Source organism: Bradyrhizobium sp. U87765 SZCCT0048 (assembly GCF_018131225.1).
Lineage (GTDB): Bacteria > Pseudomonadota > Alphaproteobacteria > Rhizobiales > Xanthobacteraceae > Bradyrhizobium_A.
This window is the reverse complement of the sequence record NZ_JAFCMM010000004.1, coordinates 183,183-199,813: the sequence shown is the minus strand read 5'-3', so window position 1 is coordinate 199,813 and position 16,631 is coordinate 183,183. Positions and strand designations below refer to the sequence as shown.

The 16,631-nt window shown below is 67.1% G+C and carries 14 protein-coding genes; 8 read left to right on the top strand and 6 right to left on the bottom strand.

The genetic code is table 11. The features are described 5' to 3' along the window. The first annotated feature begins 21 nt into the window (after nucleotides 1-21). The gene (locus JQ639_RS23695; RefSeq protein ID WP_211967962.1) at nucleotides 22-705 is read left to right on the top strand and encodes a DUF2161 domain-containing phosphodiesterase; all 684 of its coding nucleotides are present in this window, start codon (nucleotides 22-24) and stop codon (nucleotides 703-705) included. Here the strand turns inward: JQ639_RS23695 and JQ639_RS23690 are convergent. Continuing rightward, nucleotides 702-1,925, bottom strand: a complete 1,224-nt coding sequence (locus tag JQ639_RS23690) for a citrate synthase family protein (protein ID WP_211967666.1) — start codon at nucleotides 1,923-1,925, stop codon at nucleotides 702-704. The two genes, JQ639_RS23695 and JQ639_RS23690, sit on opposite strands and share 4 nt — an antisense overlap. A gap of 76 nt (nucleotides 1,926-2,001) precedes the next feature. Here JQ639_RS23690 and JQ639_RS23685 point away from each other — a divergent pair, with 76 nt between their 5' ends. Then, nucleotides 2,002-3,093, top strand: coding sequence for a citrate synthase/methylcitrate synthase (locus JQ639_RS23685; protein WP_211967667.1), 1,092 nt, complete (start codon nucleotides 2,002-2,004; stop codon nucleotides 3,091-3,093). Between the two features lie 89 nt (nucleotides 3,094-3,182). On the opposite strand, the gene JQ639_RS23680 is transcribed toward JQ639_RS23685, so the two are convergent. After that, a complete protein-coding gene (locus JQ639_RS23680) occupies nucleotides 3,183-3,818 on the bottom strand; it encodes a J domain-containing protein (protein ID WP_211967668.1) in 636 nt (211 codons plus the stop codon). A 237-nt stretch (nucleotides 3,819-4,055) separates the two neighbouring features. Here JQ639_RS23680 and JQ639_RS23675 point away from each other — a divergent pair, with 237 nt between their 5' ends. Continuing rightward, nucleotides 4,056-4,313: a BolA family protein gene (locus JQ639_RS23675; protein ID WP_502748180.1), complete on the top strand. Its 258-nt coding sequence runs from the start codon at nucleotides 4,056-4,058 to the stop codon at nucleotides 4,311-4,313. A 180-nt stretch (nucleotides 4,314-4,493) separates the two neighbouring features. Here JQ639_RS23675 and JQ639_RS23670 read toward each other — a convergent pair whose 3' ends face one another. Genes JQ639_RS23670 through JQ639_RS23660 form a run of 3 tightly spaced genes read right to left on the bottom strand, consistent with a single transcriptional unit; the run spans nucleotide 4,494 to nucleotide 7,584 of the window. Continuing rightward, on the bottom strand, nucleotides 4,494-5,804 hold the full coding sequence (locus tag JQ639_RS23670; protein WP_211967670.1) for an HlyC/CorC family transporter: 1,311 nt from the start codon (nucleotides 5,802-5,804) through the stop codon (nucleotides 4,494-4,496). A gap of 20 nt (nucleotides 5,805-5,824) precedes the next feature. After that, complete coding sequence (gene aroB / locus JQ639_RS23665; protein ID WP_211967672.1) at nucleotides 5,825-6,964, bottom strand: 3-dehydroquinate synthase; 1,140 nt, start codon at nucleotides 6,962-6,964, stop codon at nucleotides 5,825-5,827. Beyond that, nucleotides 6,961-7,584: a shikimate kinase gene (locus JQ639_RS23660; RefSeq protein ID WP_211967673.1), complete on the bottom strand. Its 624-nt coding sequence runs from the start codon at nucleotides 7,582-7,584 to the stop codon at nucleotides 6,961-6,963. The genes aroB and JQ639_RS23660 overlap by 4 nt, the downstream gene beginning before the upstream one ends. Before the next feature lie 273 nt (nucleotides 7,585-7,857). Between JQ639_RS23660 and JQ639_RS23655 the strand changes: the two genes are divergently transcribed. The 5 genes from JQ639_RS23655 (at nucleotide 7,858) to JQ639_RS23635 (ending at nucleotide 13,284) form a co-directional block, all read left to right on the top strand. Beyond that, a complete protein-coding gene (locus JQ639_RS23655) occupies nucleotides 7,858-8,004 on the top strand; it encodes a histidine kinase (protein WP_211967674.1) in 147 nt (48 codons plus the stop codon). A gap of 159 nt (nucleotides 8,005-8,163) precedes the next feature. Further along, nucleotides 8,164-9,243, top strand: a complete 1,080-nt coding sequence (locus tag JQ639_RS23650; RefSeq protein WP_211967675.1) for a site-specific tyrosine recombinase — start codon at nucleotides 8,164-8,166, stop codon at nucleotides 9,241-9,243. 452 nt (nucleotides 9,244-9,695) lie between these two features. Then, nucleotides 9,696-10,658 carry an acetyl-CoA carboxylase carboxyltransferase subunit alpha gene (locus JQ639_RS23645; protein ID WP_211967676.1) on the top strand — a complete coding sequence of 321 codons (963 nt, stop codon included), beginning with the start codon at nucleotides 9,696-9,698 and terminating at the stop codon, nucleotides 10,656-10,658. Nucleotides 10,659-10,925: 267 nt separating this feature from the next. Then, complete coding sequence (locus JQ639_RS23640; protein ID WP_211967677.1) at nucleotides 10,926-12,413, top strand: L,D-transpeptidase family protein; 1,488 nt, start codon at nucleotides 10,926-10,928, stop codon at nucleotides 12,411-12,413. Nucleotides 12,414-12,591: 178 nt separating this feature from the next. Further along, nucleotides 12,592-13,284, top strand: a complete 693-nt coding sequence (locus JQ639_RS23635) for an aspartate/glutamate racemase family protein (RefSeq protein ID WP_211967678.1) — start codon at nucleotides 12,592-12,594, stop codon at nucleotides 13,282-13,284. Between the two features lie 131 nt (nucleotides 13,285-13,415). Here the strand turns inward: JQ639_RS23635 and secA are convergent, their stop codons facing one another. Next, nucleotides 13,416-16,250, bottom strand: coding sequence for a preprotein translocase subunit SecA (gene secA / locus JQ639_RS23630; RefSeq protein WP_211967679.1), 2,835 nt, complete (start codon nucleotides 16,248-16,250; stop codon nucleotides 13,416-13,418). Nucleotides 16,251-16,631 lie beyond the last annotated feature (381 nt).

Here is a 16,631-nt window from a genome sequence, read left to right as displayed (position 1 = left end):
TTACGCCCTGAAGGTGCTGCCCTGGAAACCGCGCTCTACCTGCCCGTGAAGGCCTTTCTCGAAACGCTCGGCTTCACCGCCAAGGGCGAGATCGGCGGCTGCGACGTGCTGGCGGTGCGCGAGGGCGAACCACCGGTGGTGGTGATCTGCGAGCTGAAGCAGCGCTTCAATCTCGAACTCGTGCTGCAGGGCGTCGACCGTGCCGGCGCCTGCGATGAAGTGTGGCTGGCGGCGCGCGTCTCGGCGCGCGGCGCCGGCCGGGAGAGCGATGCGCGCTTTCGCAACCTCTGCCGCCGGCTCGGCTTCGGCCTGCTCGGCGTTGCGGACAATGACACGGTGGAGGTCATTGTCAGTCCCGAGGCGCCGCAACCGCGCCGCGAGCCGAAGCGCCGCTCGCGCCTGCTCGCCGAATACCGCAAGCGCCGCGGCGATCCAGCACTCGGCGGCAGCACCCGCGTGCCGCAGATGACCGCCTATCGCCAGCAGGCTTTGCTCTGCGCCGCGGCGCTGCAGGCCGGGCCGCAGCGGCGGCGCGACCTTGCCGCCGCGGTGCCGGAAGCGCCGAAGATCCTGCAGCATAACGTCTACGGCTGGTTCGACCGCCTCGAGCGCGGCATCTACACGCTGACGGATCAGGGCCGCGCCGCGCTGGAGCGCTGGCCGCAGCATGCAGCCGCGGCGGACTGCGGTCCGGCGAATTCCTAGCGCGGCACGACAATGGGGCGCCCGGGCGCCGGCCCGATATAGCGCGCGCGCGGCCGGATCAGCCCGCCATGGCGCAGTTGCTCGCTCGCATGGGCGATCCATCCCACCGTGCGCGCCATCGCGAACAGCGCGATCTCGCTGCCGAGCGGCAGGCGCAGCGTATGGGTCAACACCGCAAGCGCATAGTCGATGTTGGCGAATTCGCCGGTCGCCTCCAGCACCTGTGCCGGGATGTCCTGGGTGAAGCGCTTCGGCGCGCCGGATTTCGCCAGGGCGCGGAGCAGCATCCGCGCCCGCGGATCGCCCTGCTTGCTGTAGACGCCGTGGCCGAAGCCGGCGAAGCGTTCGCCGAGCGCGACGCGCTCGCGCACCACCGGCGCGACGTCGCCATCGATCAGCGAGCGCACGAATTGCGCCGCCAGCGCGCCCGCGCCGCCATGCCTGGGCCCCTTGAGTGCAGCGAGACCGGCGATCATCGCATCATAGAGATTGAGACCGGTCGACGCCGCGCAGCGCACCGTGAACGTCGAGGCATTGAGCTCATGATCGGCGAGCAGCACCAGCGCCCGCCGGATCAGGTCCGGCGCGGCGGCGTGCTCCGGCGCCCACGCGCGCGCGATCTGACGATGCAGCGGCTCCGGCGACGGCGCGACACCGAGCATGGTCGCGACCACGAGACGCAGGATGCGGCCTCCGGCCATGGCGCGGCCATCGGGCGCGCGGGTGAACGCCTGCGGATCGGCGCTGGCGGCGAGCGCCAGCACGGCAATGGTGCGGTCGATCGGCGCGGCATCACGCGCGGCGGCCGCGATCGTGCGCATCGCTTCCGAGACATGGGGCATGTTGCCGGGCACGAACGGATCGACGCTCGCCGCGTCCCACAGCAGCGTCGCCGCATGCTCCAGCGTGTCGGCTTCGGCGAGATGGATGCAGTTCACGCCGCGATAGATCGGGCCGTCCTCGGTGATGGTCGCAACCGCCGAATCCAGCACCGGCAGGTCGGCATCGAAGCTCTTGAGGCCGCGCGGCTCCGGCGACGGCGTCCGCCGCTCCTTGAGGGCGCGGACGTCCTCGGCGCGGTAGCGCCGGCTGCGCGCGCCGGCCGTCGGCTCCGAGCGGATCAGCCCGCGGCTGACATAGGCGTAGAGCGTCGCCGGCGAGATCGCCAGTTCCGCCGCGGCCTCCCGGGCCGAGAGATACAGCGAGTCCGTCTTCTTCATATTGATTTATATAATCAAGATTGATCAATCTGTCGAGCAAGCAGACTCTGGGCCTCCGAAGTGAAGGAGACCCCCGATGAACATCCAGCTCAGCAAGACCCCGATCGGCCTCGACGGCATTCCTGCCGCCGAGACCGTGCTCAGCCATGTCGACGGCGAGCGTGGCGAACTGATCATTGCCGGCGAACGGGTCGGCTCCCTTGCCGGCAAGGCGAGTTTCGAGGGCGTGACGGCGCGACTGTGGTCGAGCGGTACCGGCCAGCCGGTCGGCGAGGCGGCCGTGCGCGCCGCGCTCGGTGCTGCCCGCGAGCGCGCTTTCGTCCGCCTGCCGGAGTTTCTGGCGGCAAGCCGGGGACTGTCGATCGTCGACGGCTTCCGCGCGGCGGTCGCGGCGCTGCGCGCCGAGAGCGGCCTCAGCCACGAGGCGACGATCGTCGGCGCGCTGCCGGTGATTGCCGGCGCGCTGATCCAGCGCGCGCGGGGCGCCGACCCGGTCGCGCCGGACGCGACGCTCGGCCACGCCGCCGACACGCTGGCAATGATCCATCGCCGCAAACCCGACGCGCGCGAGGCGGCGGCGCTCGACGCCTATCTCGTCACGGTGTGCGATCACGGCATGAACGCCTCGACCTTCGCCACCCGCGTCGTCGCCTCCACGCAGGCCGACCTGTTCGCGTCGGTAACCGCCGGCTATTGCGCGTTGACCGGACCGCTGCATGGCGGCGCACCGGAGCCGGTGCTGGAAATGCTGGGTGCGATTGGCGACCGGACCCGGATCAAGCCGTGGATCGACGACGCGCTGGCGCGCGGCGAACGCCTGATGGGCTTCGGCCACCGCATCTATCGGGTGCGCGACCCACGCGCCGACGTGCTCAAGGGCGCAATCGAGCGTCTGGCGACCAACGGCACCGACCTGCCGTTCGCCGGCGAGGTCGAGGCCTATGCGCGCGAGGCGCTACGACGCGAGAAGCCGAACCGCCCGCTCGACACCAATGTCGAGTTCTTCACCGCGATCCTGCTGGATGCACTGGCGATCCCGCGCCAGGCGTTCACGCCGATCTTCGCCGTGGGCCGCGCTGCGGGCTGGACGGCGCACGCCCGCGAACAGCAGCGCGGCGGCCGGCTCATTCGTCCGAGCTCGGCCTATATCGGCCCGTTGCCGGCGTGATCACGGTGTGATCACAGCTGCGGTGACGCCAGACGCCACGAGGCCGCGCCACGCGCGGCCTCTGGCACAGGTGCACCATGACGCAGCGCTCAGCGCTGCAAGGTCTTGAGATAGTTGTACGCCTTGATGATCTCGATCAGGCGGTCCTCGGTGGAACGGTCGCCGCCGTTCGCATCCGGATGATGCTGCTTCACCAGCAGCTTGTACTTGGTCTTGATCTCGTCGGTGGTGGCGGAGACGGACAGCCCCATCACCTGCAGCGCCTTGCGCTCGGCATTGAAGACCTTGCGCGTCTCCTGCGGCTTGGCGCCGCCCGCCGGCCCCGGCCGCCACGAACCGCGGCCGTTCAATTCACTGAACATGCTGAAGGGATCGGCGGCGCCGTCGAAATCCTCCGGGCTGGCCTTGCCCTTGACCCCGCTGTTGGCGCCCATCTTCCAGGTCGGCCGGTGACCGGTCAGCGCGTCCTTCTGGTAGCGCGCGACGGCGTCGTCGCTCATGCCGGAGAAGTAATTGTAGGACGCATTATACTCGCGCACATGGTCGATGCAGAACGTCCAGTATTCGCGCTCGTGGCCACGGCCCTTCGGCGCGCGATGCGTGCCGGCCTTGTCGCAGCCCTGCCAGCCGCACAGCGTCACCTTCTCGCGCGCGACCTGCTGCTTCTGCTGCTGCGCGCGCGGCTTGATGCGAATGCTGTCGAAGAATTTTGAATCAGAATCCATGGTCGACTATGGCCTCGCAGCGCCGAAATCTACAAGTCTTGACACCAAAGTTAATGTACCTAGCTTAAAAGAAGGCGCTGTTGATCAGCACCGGCATCGTGACTGATTGCGACGGGATCATGTCGGCGACCGACACTTCGGCGATTTTGATCACCACCGTTGTGACCTTGCCGTTGTGACCTCGCCAATCGCCGCCAACTCCATCACACCGCACCCGACCGGACGCCGCGCCCCATGATGAAAGATACCATCACGAGGAAGTTGACCGAAGCTTTCGCTCCGGCCCACCTCGACATCCGCGATGAATCACATCTGCATGAGGGCCACGCCGGCCACCGGCCCGGCGGTGAGACACATTTCAGGGTTCATATCGTGTCGACGGCGTTCAGCGGCAAGAGCCGGATCGAGCGCCACCGCATGGTCAACACGCTGCTGGCGGACGAGCTCGCTGGCCAGGTCCATGCGCTCGCCATCAAGGCCGACACTCCCGCCTGAGATCGCGCTGGAACCACAAGCACGGCTGAAACGCGCGCCTTTCTCGGGACTTCCCGGTACCGGTCAGGTATCCAGGTCCGAGTTTCGTCTCACTTTGCGACAGACGACGACGGCGATCCTGCGCGCTCCCGCGCCATGCTTGGCGTGCTTCGGCTTGGCGCCAGCGAGAACGACGTCCAGCTAGAACGACGACCCGGCACGCCGCCGCCGCGGCGCCACCGGCATTTCGGCTTCGCCCGTCAGCGGCACGATGCGCAGCGCGGTGATGCGGTTGCGCTCCCGCCGCAGCACGCGGAAGCGGAAACCGTGGAACGTGAAGCTCTGGCCGCGCTCGGGAATCGAGCGCGCCTCGTGGATGACGAGGCCGGCGATCGTGGTCGCCTCTTCGTCCGGCAGGTTCCAGTCCATGGCGCGGTTGAGATCGCGGATCGGCACCGAACCATCGACCAGCACCGAACCGTCGGGCTGGGCGCGCACGCCGGCCACCACCACATCGTGCTCGTCGGAGATGTCGCCGACGATCTCCTCGAGGATGTCTTCGAGCGTCACCAGCCCCTCGACCTCGCCATACTCGTCGACGACGAGCGCGAAGTGGGTCTTGCGGCGGCGGAACGCCTTGAGCTGCTCCGGCAGCGGCCGCATCTCCGGCACGAACCATGGCGGCGCGGCGATGGCGTTGACATCGACCTTGGACAGATCGCCGTCGGCGGCCCGGATCGCGCGCAGCAGGTCCTTGGCATGCAGCACGCCGACGATGTTTTCCGGCTTCTCCCGCCACAGCGGAATGCGGGTGTATTCGGTCGCCAGCACCTCGCGCACCAAATCCTCGGACGGCAGGTCGGCGTTGATCAGCACCATCTCCGTGCGGTGGACCATGACGTCGGACACCTGCAGCTCGCGCAGGTCGAGCAGCCCGCCGAGCATGTCGCGGTCCTGCTTCTCGACGCCACCTTCATGATGGATGAGATCGACCGCACCGCGCAGCCGCTCGGTCGGCGACAGGATCGGCTGGTTGACGCCGATCGGAATGCCGAACAACCGCATCATGCCGCGCACCACCGCCTCGATCACGGTCAGCACCGGCCCGAGCAGCATCACCAGGAACTTCATCGGCCGCGCCACCAGCAGGGCGACGCGCTCGGGCGCATTGATCGCGACCGTCTTGGGCAGCACTTCCGCGAAGATCACCACCAGCACGGTCATGGCGCCGGTGGCGTAGAGCACGCCGACCTCGCCGAACCATGCGGTGAAGATGCCGGTGGCGAGCGCGGATGCGCCGATGTTGGCGATGTTGTTGCCGAGCAGCAGCGCGCCGATCATGTGCTCGCGGGCGTTGAGCAGCGAGCCGACGATGCCGGCCTCGCGGCTGCCCTGCTTCTGCAGCCGCATCATGCTGGCCCGCGACGCCCCCGTCAGCGCCGTCTCGCTTGCCGAGAAGAACGCCGAGACGACGAGGCAGCCGATCACGATCGCGAATGAGAGCCAGTACATCCCGTACCGCCGATCTGGTGTCAGTCGAGCTGGCGCGCGAGGAATTCGCGCACCACCGCGGGCTCGACATCGGAGCGGATCACGGCCTGACCGATCGCCTCCAGCAGAATGAACGTCAGGCGGCCACGCTTTACTTTCTTGTCCTGCGCCATCAGCGCCATCAGCGCGTCGGCGTCGGCAAGGCCCTCCTGCCGGAAGCCCGCGATGTCCTGCAGATGGGTCGGCAGGCCGACCGCAGCAAGATGGCGCTGGATGCGCGCGGCATCGTCGGGAGCGATCAGACCGAGTTCGGCGGAAAGTTCCGCCGCCAGCACCATGCCGACCGAAACGCCCTCGCCGTGGAACAGGCGATCGGAGAAGCCGGTCGCCGCCTCCAGCGCGTGGCCAAAGGTGTGGCCGAGGTTGAGCAGCGCGCGCTCGCCGGTCTCGCGCTCGTCGCGCGCCACGATCGCCGCCTTGGCGCGGCAGCTGGTGGCGATGGCATGTTCGCGCGCGGCGCCGCCGGAAAAGATCTCGGCATGGTTGGCCTCGAGCCAGGCGAAGAAGCCGGCGTCGCCGAGCAGGCCATATTTGGCGACCTCGGCATAGCCGGCGCGGAACTGGCGCTGCGACAGCGTGTCGAGCACCGCGGTGTCGGCCACGACCAGCACCGGCTGGTGGAAGGCGCCGATCAGGTTCTTGCCCTGCGGCGAATTGATGCCGGTCTTGCCCCCGACGGAAGAATCGACCTGGGCCAGCAACGAGGTCGGCACCTGCACGAAATCGACGCCGCGGCGAACCAGCGAGGCCGCAAAGCCGGCGAGATCGCCGACGACGCCACCGCCGAGCGCGATGACGAGATCGTTGCGCTCCACCTTCGCGCCGATCAGCCCTTCGCAGACCTCCTGCAGCACGCCATAGCTCTTCGACGCCTCGCCCTCGCCAACCACGATACGCGTCGTCGGAAGGCCGGCCTCGGCAAGCGCCGCCTCGGTCGGCGCGAGCCAGTGCTGCGCCACGGTGCGGTCGGTGACGATGGCGGTGCGCACGCCGGGACGCAGCGCCGCGATGCGCTGTCCGAGCGATCCCAGCACATCGCGGCCGATGATGATGTCGTAGGCCCGTTCACCGAGCTCGACCGCGACGGTGATCGGGGCGGATCGGTTCAGCGGCGCGGTCATCGGATCTCACTCAGTTGCGGGGCCTCGACTGCGTCGGGGCACAGATGGTGGTAGAGCGCGTCGACACATTCGCCGACGATCTTGTCGTGCGGCTCGTCGCGCGACAGCACGGTCAGGTCGGCCTGGGCATAGACCGGATAGCGAACGTCGATCAGGCGGCGGATGGTCGCTGCCGGATCCTCGGTCTGCAGCAGCGGCCGGTCGGCGCGGCGCTTGACCCGGCGCAGGATGACATCGGCGTCGGCCTGCAGCCACACCGACACCGCCTTGGCACGAATGCGCGCCCGGGTGTCCTCGCGCATGAAGGCGCCGCCACCGGTAGCAAGCACGCCCGGCGTGCCGTCGAGCAGGCGGGAGATCACCCGCGCCTCGCCGTCGCGGAAGTAAGGCTCGCCATGGTCGGCGAAAATCTCGGGAATGGTCATGCCGGCGTGGGCGATCTCGATTTCATGGTCGGCGTCGGTGAACGGCAGCCGCAGGCGGGCGGCGAGACGGCGGCCGATGGTCGACTTGCCCACGCCCATCATTCCAACCAGCACGATCGAACGCGCGCCGAGCGCCGCCGCGACGGCGGCCTCCCGGCCCGACGGAATGCTTTGCTGTGACGCCGCCTCAGTCATCAACCCAACCTTGTGCGCCGGCGGACCGGCGGCTGCGAGAGGGTTCCTATACTACCCCGATCAACCCGGTTGCCAGAGGCATCGCCCGTGTACGCTCCGATTCGGCGTCCCGCCCACGCCAAGGGCCTCGCCGCGTCGGCGCACCGCGCCGCGCAGCCCCCTCAACGAGCAAAACCGCACTGGAATCATGATATTGCCTGTGTCGGTTTGGTTCCAGGGCCCGTATAACCGGCGCGACGGGACTTTCAGATCGACAACCGGGGACACGCGTTCATGCCCAGCCTGCTGCGCTTTCTGGCCGTCGTCGGCGTGATCGGCGGGCTGATCTATGGCGGCATCTTCGCGCTGGCGAACTTCGTCAAGCCGAGCCCGCGGGAGATGACCGTTACGGTGCCGCCCGACAAGTTCCTCAAGCGCTGAACGCGGAACTCGTGCTCCGATAGGACACTGGCAACTTTCTGGTCCTAGTGTTCCGGGGTCCCCATGGACCGGCGTGAGGGGCGCGTTTTACGTGTGCGGTCGCGCCGTGCTTCCCCCCCGTGACGGGATCGACAACGCGGCCAGACCCGAAGTTCATTCATGCGATCCGACACGAACTCCTCCGATCCGCGGCTGACCCAGCTGTTCCTGGACATGCTCGCCGCCGAGCAGGGCGCGGGCGACAACACGCTGTCCGCCTATCGCAGCGACCTCGAGGATTTCTCGGCCTTCCTCAAACGCCGTAAGTCGGATTTCGCGGGCGCCGACACCGAGATGCTGCGCGGCTATCTCGACGATCTCGACGCCCGCGGCTTCAAGTCGTCGAGCGTCGCGCGGCGGCTGTCGGCGATACGCCACCTGTTCCGCTTCCTGCTCGCCGAGGGCATTCGCACCGACGATCCCGCGGCAATCCTGTCCGGCCCCAAGCGCGGCCGCGGCCTGCCCAAGGTGCTGACCATCGCCGATGTCGACCGCCTGCTCGCGCACGCCAGGACTCTCACTGAAACGCCGGGCCAGACCGACGGCCAGCGCCTGCGTGCGCTGCGTCTCGCCTGCCTGCTGGAGGTGCTGTACGCCACCGGCCTGCGCGTCTCGGAGCTGGTGTCGCTGCCGGTCTCTGCCGCACGCCGTGATGCACGCATGATCGTGGTGCGCGGCAAGGGCGACAAGGAACGCCTCGTGCCGCTCAACGACGCCGCGCGGCGTGCGATGGCAGACTATCTCGCCGCGGCCAGTGCAGCAGCGGCAGGCGGCACCGCCAGCGGCGACACGGCCGGCAAGCCGGCCAGGGGAGCAACAAACAAGGGAGTCACGAAGGGAACTGCGAAGGCGGCCACAAAGGGGACGCGACCAGCAACCGCAACGGCCACGCCGTCATCGAAATGGCTGTTTCCCTCGTTCGGCGACAGCGGCCATCTGACGCGGCAGCATTTCGCGCGCGAGCTCAAGGAACTCGCCGCCGCAGCAGGCCTTTCGCCGCGCCTCGTCAGTCCCCATGTGGTGCGGCATGCATTCGCCAGCCACCTGCTGCACAACGGCGCCGACCTGCGGATCGTCCAGACCCTTCTCGGCCACAGCGACATCTCGACGACGCAGATCTACACCCATGTCGTCGAGGAGCGCCTCAAGAGCCTGGTGCGCGACCTCCATCCGCTCGCCGACAAGGCCGCCGGAAGCTAGTCCGGTGTCGTGCCATCGCGACCTCGGCCCGGCCGGGACTCGCCATCGCAGCGCCGGCAAATCCATGATTCCAGAAAGCTTTATGGCGTTGCGGGCGGCAAATGGTCCGCGGCGACAATCACAGGAACGCCGCGCACGGCACGCCAGGGCGTTTTCGAGCGCGGCCGGCCGCGGCTCGCGTGACAAAACCGCGTCAAGACAACAGGCTGGGGCCCATTCACGATGTCATCAAGAGCGCCCCCGCGCTGGGAAGACGCAGAGCGCCCGTGTATTGACTTGCGCGGTGCGGGAGTCCAGTTTCCCGCGCCACTGCCGGCGCCCGATTGCGGCGCATTCAGCGAAACGGCCGTCCGGTCGCCTCGAAATAGCGCTAATCTCTTGAAGATACGCGACTTCTTGACGTGATCCGAATTCCATTTCATCTGATGACGCGGTAGCCCAATGGTCCTTTCATGCCGGATGTGATGCGCAGTTATCTCGATTTCGAAAAGCCCGTCGCCGAACTCGATTCCAAGATCGATGAGCTCCGGTCGCTCGCCGCGGGTGGCAGCGACATCAGCGACGAGATCTCGCGCCTCGAGGACAAGTCCCAGCAGGCGCTCGACGAGCTCTACGCCAATCTCAGTCCGTGGCAGAAGACACAGGTCGCGCGTCATCCGCAGCGGCCGCACTGCATGGACTACATCAACGCGCTGATCACCGAGTTCACACCGCTCGCCGGCGATCGCAAGTTCGGCGAGGACGAGGCGCTGGTCGGCGGTTTCGGCCGCTTCAGGGGCGAAAGCGTCTGTGTCATCGGCCAGGAGAAGGGCGCGACGACCGAGAGCCGTCTCAAACACAATTTCGGCATGGCGCGCCCCGAGGGCTATCGCAAGGCCGTGCGGCTGATGGAGATGGCCAACCGATTCTCCATTCCGGTGCTGTCGCTGGTCGATACCGCCGGCGCCTATCCCGGCATCGGCGCCGAGGAACGCGGCCAGGCCGAAGCCATCGCCCGCTCCACCGATGCCTGCCTGGAACTCACCGTGCCGAACGTCGCCGTGGTCATCGGCGAGGGCGGCTCGGGCGGCGCCATCGCCATCGCCACGGCCAACCAGGTGCTGATGCTCGAGCACGCCATCTACAGCGTGATCTCGCCGGAAGCGGCGTCCTCGATCCTGTGGCGCGATTCGACCAAGGCGCAGGAAGCGGCCACCAGCATGAAGATCACCGCGCAGGACCTGCTGCGGTTCGGCGTTATCGACAGCGTGCTGAAGGAGCCCGCCGGCGGCGCCCATCGCGATCCCGACGCCATGATCTCGACCACGGGCGCGGCCATCGCGCTGGCGCTCGACGACCTGCGCCATCTCGACGGCAAGACGCTGCGCGACCAGCGCCGGCAGAAATTCCTCAACATCGGCCGCAAGCTCGGCTGATCGGCGGCAGATCGCAGACCGAGCCGTCGGGAACCTGCCCGCGGCGCGCATTGTGGCTTTTTCTGGATATCGGAACCCGGCTGCTTTGCGTCTCCCGCACCGGCGCGCGCCCTTTACGGTTGATTCACCACCCGCTCCCGCGCCGGGCGGCTGCGAGTGAATCGTGTTGCGGCCAAACACCCTTAAGGATAAAAATTTAGGGATCGGGGTAGGGCACCGACTTTGATTGGGGTTTGGGGACTCTCCCACCGCTCGCGGAGCTTCACTTTGAAATCTCGCTCGCCCGTTCGCGCGCTTCTCGCATCGGCCGCCGTTGTGGCCTCGATCGCGCTTGCCGGCTGCGACGGCGACAGCCTGTCGACCAACGCCAAGGCCAATAAGCCGCTTCCCGAAAAGCTGGTCACCGAGATGGACCAGAAGAACATGGACAAGGCATCGCCGATGCTGGTCCGCCTGTTCAAGCAGGAAGCCGAGCTCGAAGTCTGGAAGCAGGATCGCAATGGCCGCTTCGCGCTGCTGAAGACCTATCCGATCTGCCGCTGGTCCGGCGATCTCGGACCGAAGATCAGGGAAGGCGACCGCCAGGCGCCGGAGGGCTTCTACACCATCACGCCGGCGCAGATGAATCCGCAGTCGGCCTATTATCTGTCGTTCAACATGGGCTACCCCAACGCTTTCGACAAAGCGCTGGGACGCACCGGCTCGCAGCTGATGGTGCACGGCGACTGCTCGTCGCGCGGCTGCTACGCCATGACCGACGAGCAGATCTCGGAGATCTATTCGCTGGGACGCGAATCATTCTTCGGCGGCCAGCGCGCCTTCCAGGTCCAAGCCTATCCGTTCCGCATGACGCCGGCGAATCTGGCCAAGCATCGCAACAACCCGAACATGCCGTTCTGGAAGATGCTCAAGGAAGGCAACGACCATTTCGAGGTCAGCCGGCAGGAGCCGAAGGTCGATGTCTGCGACCGCCGCTATGTGTTCGACGCGCAGGCCCCGGCCGGCTCGAACCGCCCGCTGAACTTCAACCCGACCGGCGCCTGCCCGGCCTACCAGATTCCCGACGAACTCGCCGAAGCGGTGCGCGACAAGCAGCGCGAGGACGAGGTCAAGGCTGCCGAACTCGCCTCTCGCGGCACGCCGGTGGCGCGCATGAACACCGGGATCGATGGCGGCATGAACGCGGTGTTCGCCGCCAAGCTGCCGAACGGCCAGACCGGCCTGTCCGACACCAACAGCAATTTCTCGGTCGCGTCCTATTCGGCGGCGCCCGGCACCATCCCGCAAACGGTCAATCCGCCGCGCGCGCCCGAGCCCGAGGTCAACGCGCCATTCGTCGGCGCACCGGTGCCTGAAGCCGCGCCGCCGCAGGCCGCTGCGGCCGCCGCGAACAACGATGGCGCCGTGTCCGGCAACTTCTTCCATTCGCTGGCCCGCAAGGTCGGCATTGGCAACGACACCACCGCGACGACGGCCGCGCCGGCTGCCCAGCAGCCTGCGAAACCCGCCGTCGCGACCAAGCCGCCGGCGGCCCGCCCGCCCGCCAGCGTCGTCGCGAGCAAGCCCGTTGTTCCCGGCCGCGACGTGCGCACCGCGGACGCCAAGCCCGCGACACCGCGGCCCGTCACCAGCGCCCAGGCGCAGCCGAGGCCGACGACCACCGCATCGAACGCGCCTGCGGATCAGCCGATGTCCGGCGCCCAGGCGATCGTGCCGACCAACTCGTTCGAGAACCGCTGGTCGAACGTCCGCTAGCACCGCGGTCCACGCCCGCGCCGTCCGCCTCCGGTCGCCTGCAACACGTGCGAGCCTTGGATGACCGCGCGTCACCCGGCTTCCGTCTTTCACCGCGACATACCTCGACCACTGCGGACCGCCAGTACTCGCCGGCTGCAGGCTGTGCTGCGCTCCCGACCGCGAACGGGCCTGACTGATGAAGACCATTGGCATCCTCGGCGGCATGTCCGCCGCCTCGACCCAGATCTACTATCGCGAACTATGCGACCGAACGCGCGAGCGCCTCGGCGGCCTTCATTCACCGGAGCTGCTGATCCGTTCGCTCGATTTCGCGAGGATCGAGGCGCTGCAGATGGCCGGGCAATGGGAGCAGGCCGGCGAAATCCTGAACCGCGAAGCCAGAGCGCTCGAACGCGGCGGCGCCGATTTCATCATTCTCGCCACCAACACCATGCACAAGCTGGCGGAGCAGATGATGACGGGGTTGGCCATCCCGCTGCTGCACATCGCCGACGCGACCGCCAACCGCATCCGCACCAGCGGCTTGCGCACCCCCGGGCTGATGGCGACCGCGTTCACCATGGAGCAGGCGTTCTACACCGAGCGTCTGTCGGCTACCGGCCTCACGCCGATCATTCCCGACGCATCGGATCGAGCGACCACCCATCGTGTCATCTATGACGAGCTCTGTCGTGATGTCGTCACCCGCGACAGCGAAGCGGCTTATGTCGCCATCGCGCAGCGTCTGGTGGATCGCGGCGCGGATTGCCTGATCCTCGGCTGCACCGAGGTCGGCATGCTCCTCAACCAGGGCAATGTGCCGGTGCCGGTCTTCGACACCACATTGATCCACTGCGACGAAGCGCTGAGCACGGCGCTGAACGGATAGAGCGCGTCGCGTCCACACGTGCGGCCCACCATTCGCACAGCACACCGAACCACCACAAAAAAGGCTGCGCGACGGCGCAGCCCTTTTGGTCTCAAACCCGTTCTGCCGGCCCTCGTGAGCCTGACCGCCGCTTATGCGTAGCGGCCGTGGCAGTGCTTGTACTTCTTGCCGGAGCCGCACGGGCAATCCTCGTTGCGGCCGACCTTGCCCCAGGAAGCGGGATTGCCGGGATCGCGCTGGTCGGCCGGAACCGGCGCCAGCGCGGCGCTGGCGAACGCCATGGTGTCCTCGCCAGTAACGGGATCGGCGTGATGGGCTTCCATCTGCGGCAGTTGCGGCTGCTCGTTTTCCGGCGGCACGATCTCGACCCGCATCAGCTGGGCCGTGACCGCTTCGCGCAGACGTCCGATCAGCGCCTCGAACAGATTGAAGGCCTCGGCCTTGTACTCCTGCAGCGGATCGCGCTGGCCATAGCCGCGCAGGCCGATGACCTGGCGCAGGTGGTCGAGCATCACGAGGTGTTCGCGCCACAGATGGTCGAGCGTCTGCAGCAGCAGTGACTTCTCGACGTAACGCATCACCTCCGGGCCCCACTGCGCCACCTTGGCGGCCATGTGCTCGTCGGCATGCTTGATGATGCGCGACAGCAGCTCCTCGTTGGCGATGCCTTCTTCCTTGGCCCACGCGTCGACCGGCAGCTCGAGCGCCAGCACGCGCAGCAGCTCCTCCTTGAGGCCGGCGACGTCCCACTGCTCGGCATAGGCATGCTCGGGCACGTGCTTGGCGACGAGATCCTCGATCACGACATGGCGCATGTCGGCGACGGTCTCGGCGACGTTGTCGTCCTTCATCAGGTCGATGCGCTGATCGAAGATGACCTTGCGCTGGTCGTTCTGGACGTTATCGAACTTGAGCAGGTTCTTGCGGATGTCGAAGTTGCGCGCCTCGACCTTCTGCTGCGCCTTCTCCAGCGCCTTGTTGATCCAGGGATGGATGATCGCCTCGCCGTCCTTGAGGCCAAGGCGGGTCAGCATGCTGTCGAGACGGTCCGACCCGAAGATGCGCATCAGGTCGTCGTCGAGCGACAGGAAGAACTTGGAGCGGCCGGGGTCGCCCTGGCGGCCGGAGCGGCCGCGCAGCTGGTTGTCGATGCGGCGAGACTCGTGCCGCTCGGAGCCCATGATGTAGAGCCCGCCCGGCTTGGTCACGGTCCGGGCCGGGCGATTGCCCTTGGCCGGCTCGATCTCGACGACCTCCTCTGCCTTCAGCACGATGTCGCGGAAGTGCTCGATATCGGCCTTGATCTGGGCGATGCGGGCCTGCTTCTCGGCCTCGTCGGTGATCCCCGCGGTTTCCTGGGCGACGCGCATCTCGAGCGAGCCGCCGAGCTTGATGTCGGTACCGCGGCCGGCCATGTTGGTGGCGATGGTGATGGCGCCGGGCACGCCGGCCTCGGCAACGATGTAGGCTTCCTGCTCATGGAAGCGCGCGTTCAGCACCGCGAACAGCTTCGCCGGCTTGCCGGCGCGGGCCGCTGCGTACAGCTTCTCCAGCGCCTTGGGGTTACCGAAGTCGATCTGCTTGTAGCCGTTCTCCTTGAGGAAATCGGCGAGCACCTCGGACTTCTCGATCGACGCGGTACCGACCAGCACCGGCTGCATGCGCGCATTGGCGCGCTCGATCTCGCTGAGGATCGCAGCGTGCTTCTCGTTGCCGGTGCGGTAGACCTCGTCGTCCTCGTCGAGACGCTTGACGGTGACGTTGGTCGGGATCTCGCGGACCTCGAGCTTGTAGATGTCGAAGAACTCGTCGGCTTCGGTCGCCGCGGTGCCGGTCATGCCGGCGAGCTTCTCGTACATCCGGAAGTAGTTCTGGAAGGTGATCGAGGCCAGCGTCTGGTTCTCGGGCTGAACCTGGACATGCTCCTTGGCTTCCAGCGCCTGGTGCAGGCCTTCCGAGTAGCGGCGGCCCGGCATCATGCGGCCGGTGAACTCATCGATGATCACCACCTCGCCGTCGCGGACGATGTAATCCTTGTCGCGGGTGAACAGCGAGTGGGCGCGCAGTGCCTGGTTGATGTGATGCACGACGGAGACGTTCTCGACGTCGTACAGTGACTCGCCTTTGAGCTGGCCGGCGTCGCGCAGCAGCGTCTCGATCTTCTCCATGCCCGCTTCGGTCAGCGTCACGGTGCGCTGCTTCTCGTCGACCTCGTAGTCGGACTTGTCGAGCCGCGGGAGGAACGTATCGATGGTGTTGTAGAAATCCGAGCGGTCGTCGAGCGGACCGGAGATGATCAGCGGGGTGCGGGCTTCGTCGATCAGGATGGAGTCGACTTCGTCGACGATGGCGAAGAAGTGCCCGCGCTGGACCATGTCCTCGAGGCGGTACTTCATGTTGTCGCGGAGATAGTCGAAGCCGTACTCGTTGTTGGTGCCGTAGGTGATGTCGCAGGCGTAGGACTGCTTGCGCTGCTCGTCGTCGAGGCCGTGAACGATGATGCCGGTGGTGAGGCCGAGGAAGCCGTAGACCTGGCCCATCCAGTCGGCATCGCGCTTGGCGAGGTAGTCGTTGACGGTGACGACATGGACGCCCTTGCCAGCGAGCGCATTGAGGTAGACCGCAAGGGTGGCGACCAGCGTCTTGCCTTCGCCGGTCTTCATTTCGGCGATATCGCCCTCGTGGAGCACCATGCCGCCGATGAGCTGAACGTCGAAGTGGCGCTGGCCGAGCGTGCGCTTGGCCGCCTCGCGCACGGTGGCGAAGGCCGGCACCAGGAGGTCGTCGAGCGTCTTGCCGTCGGCGAGTTGCTTGCGGAACTCGGCGGTGCGCGCCCGCAGCTGCTCGTCGGACAGCTTGATCAGTTCCGGCTCCAGCGCGTTGATGGCGGCCACCCGCGGCTGGTAGGCCCGGATCCGCCGCTCGTTGGCTGAACCGAAGAACTTGCGGGCAATCGCGCCGATCATAGCCATTCCTGTCGTTTGCAAGCCGGCCGTCGCAGCCGCGACATCAGGCCAGGCGAGAGAGGGCCAAGCGGCCCCGCGGGTGTGCTCTTGAGGGGTGTGCCGCTGCCGAAAATCTCGTGTCCAGGCAATCCCTTGCGCGTAAGTGCGGGAAAGACGGTCCGAGGTTCACCGGCGCTGGCGCGACCATATACGCACCACGATCCATAGACCATCTAAAGACCTTGGCGGGGCAGAGATATGAGGGGCCCGGAGCCTTGTCAACGGCGCAAGCATTTCAGGAATTTCATGATTTTGTCGGGTTTTTGATGTGGCTTTGGCGCCGATCCCCGTAACGTCGGCGGCGCCGAAGAGGAGATTCTGCGGCCCGACCATGACCGTGAA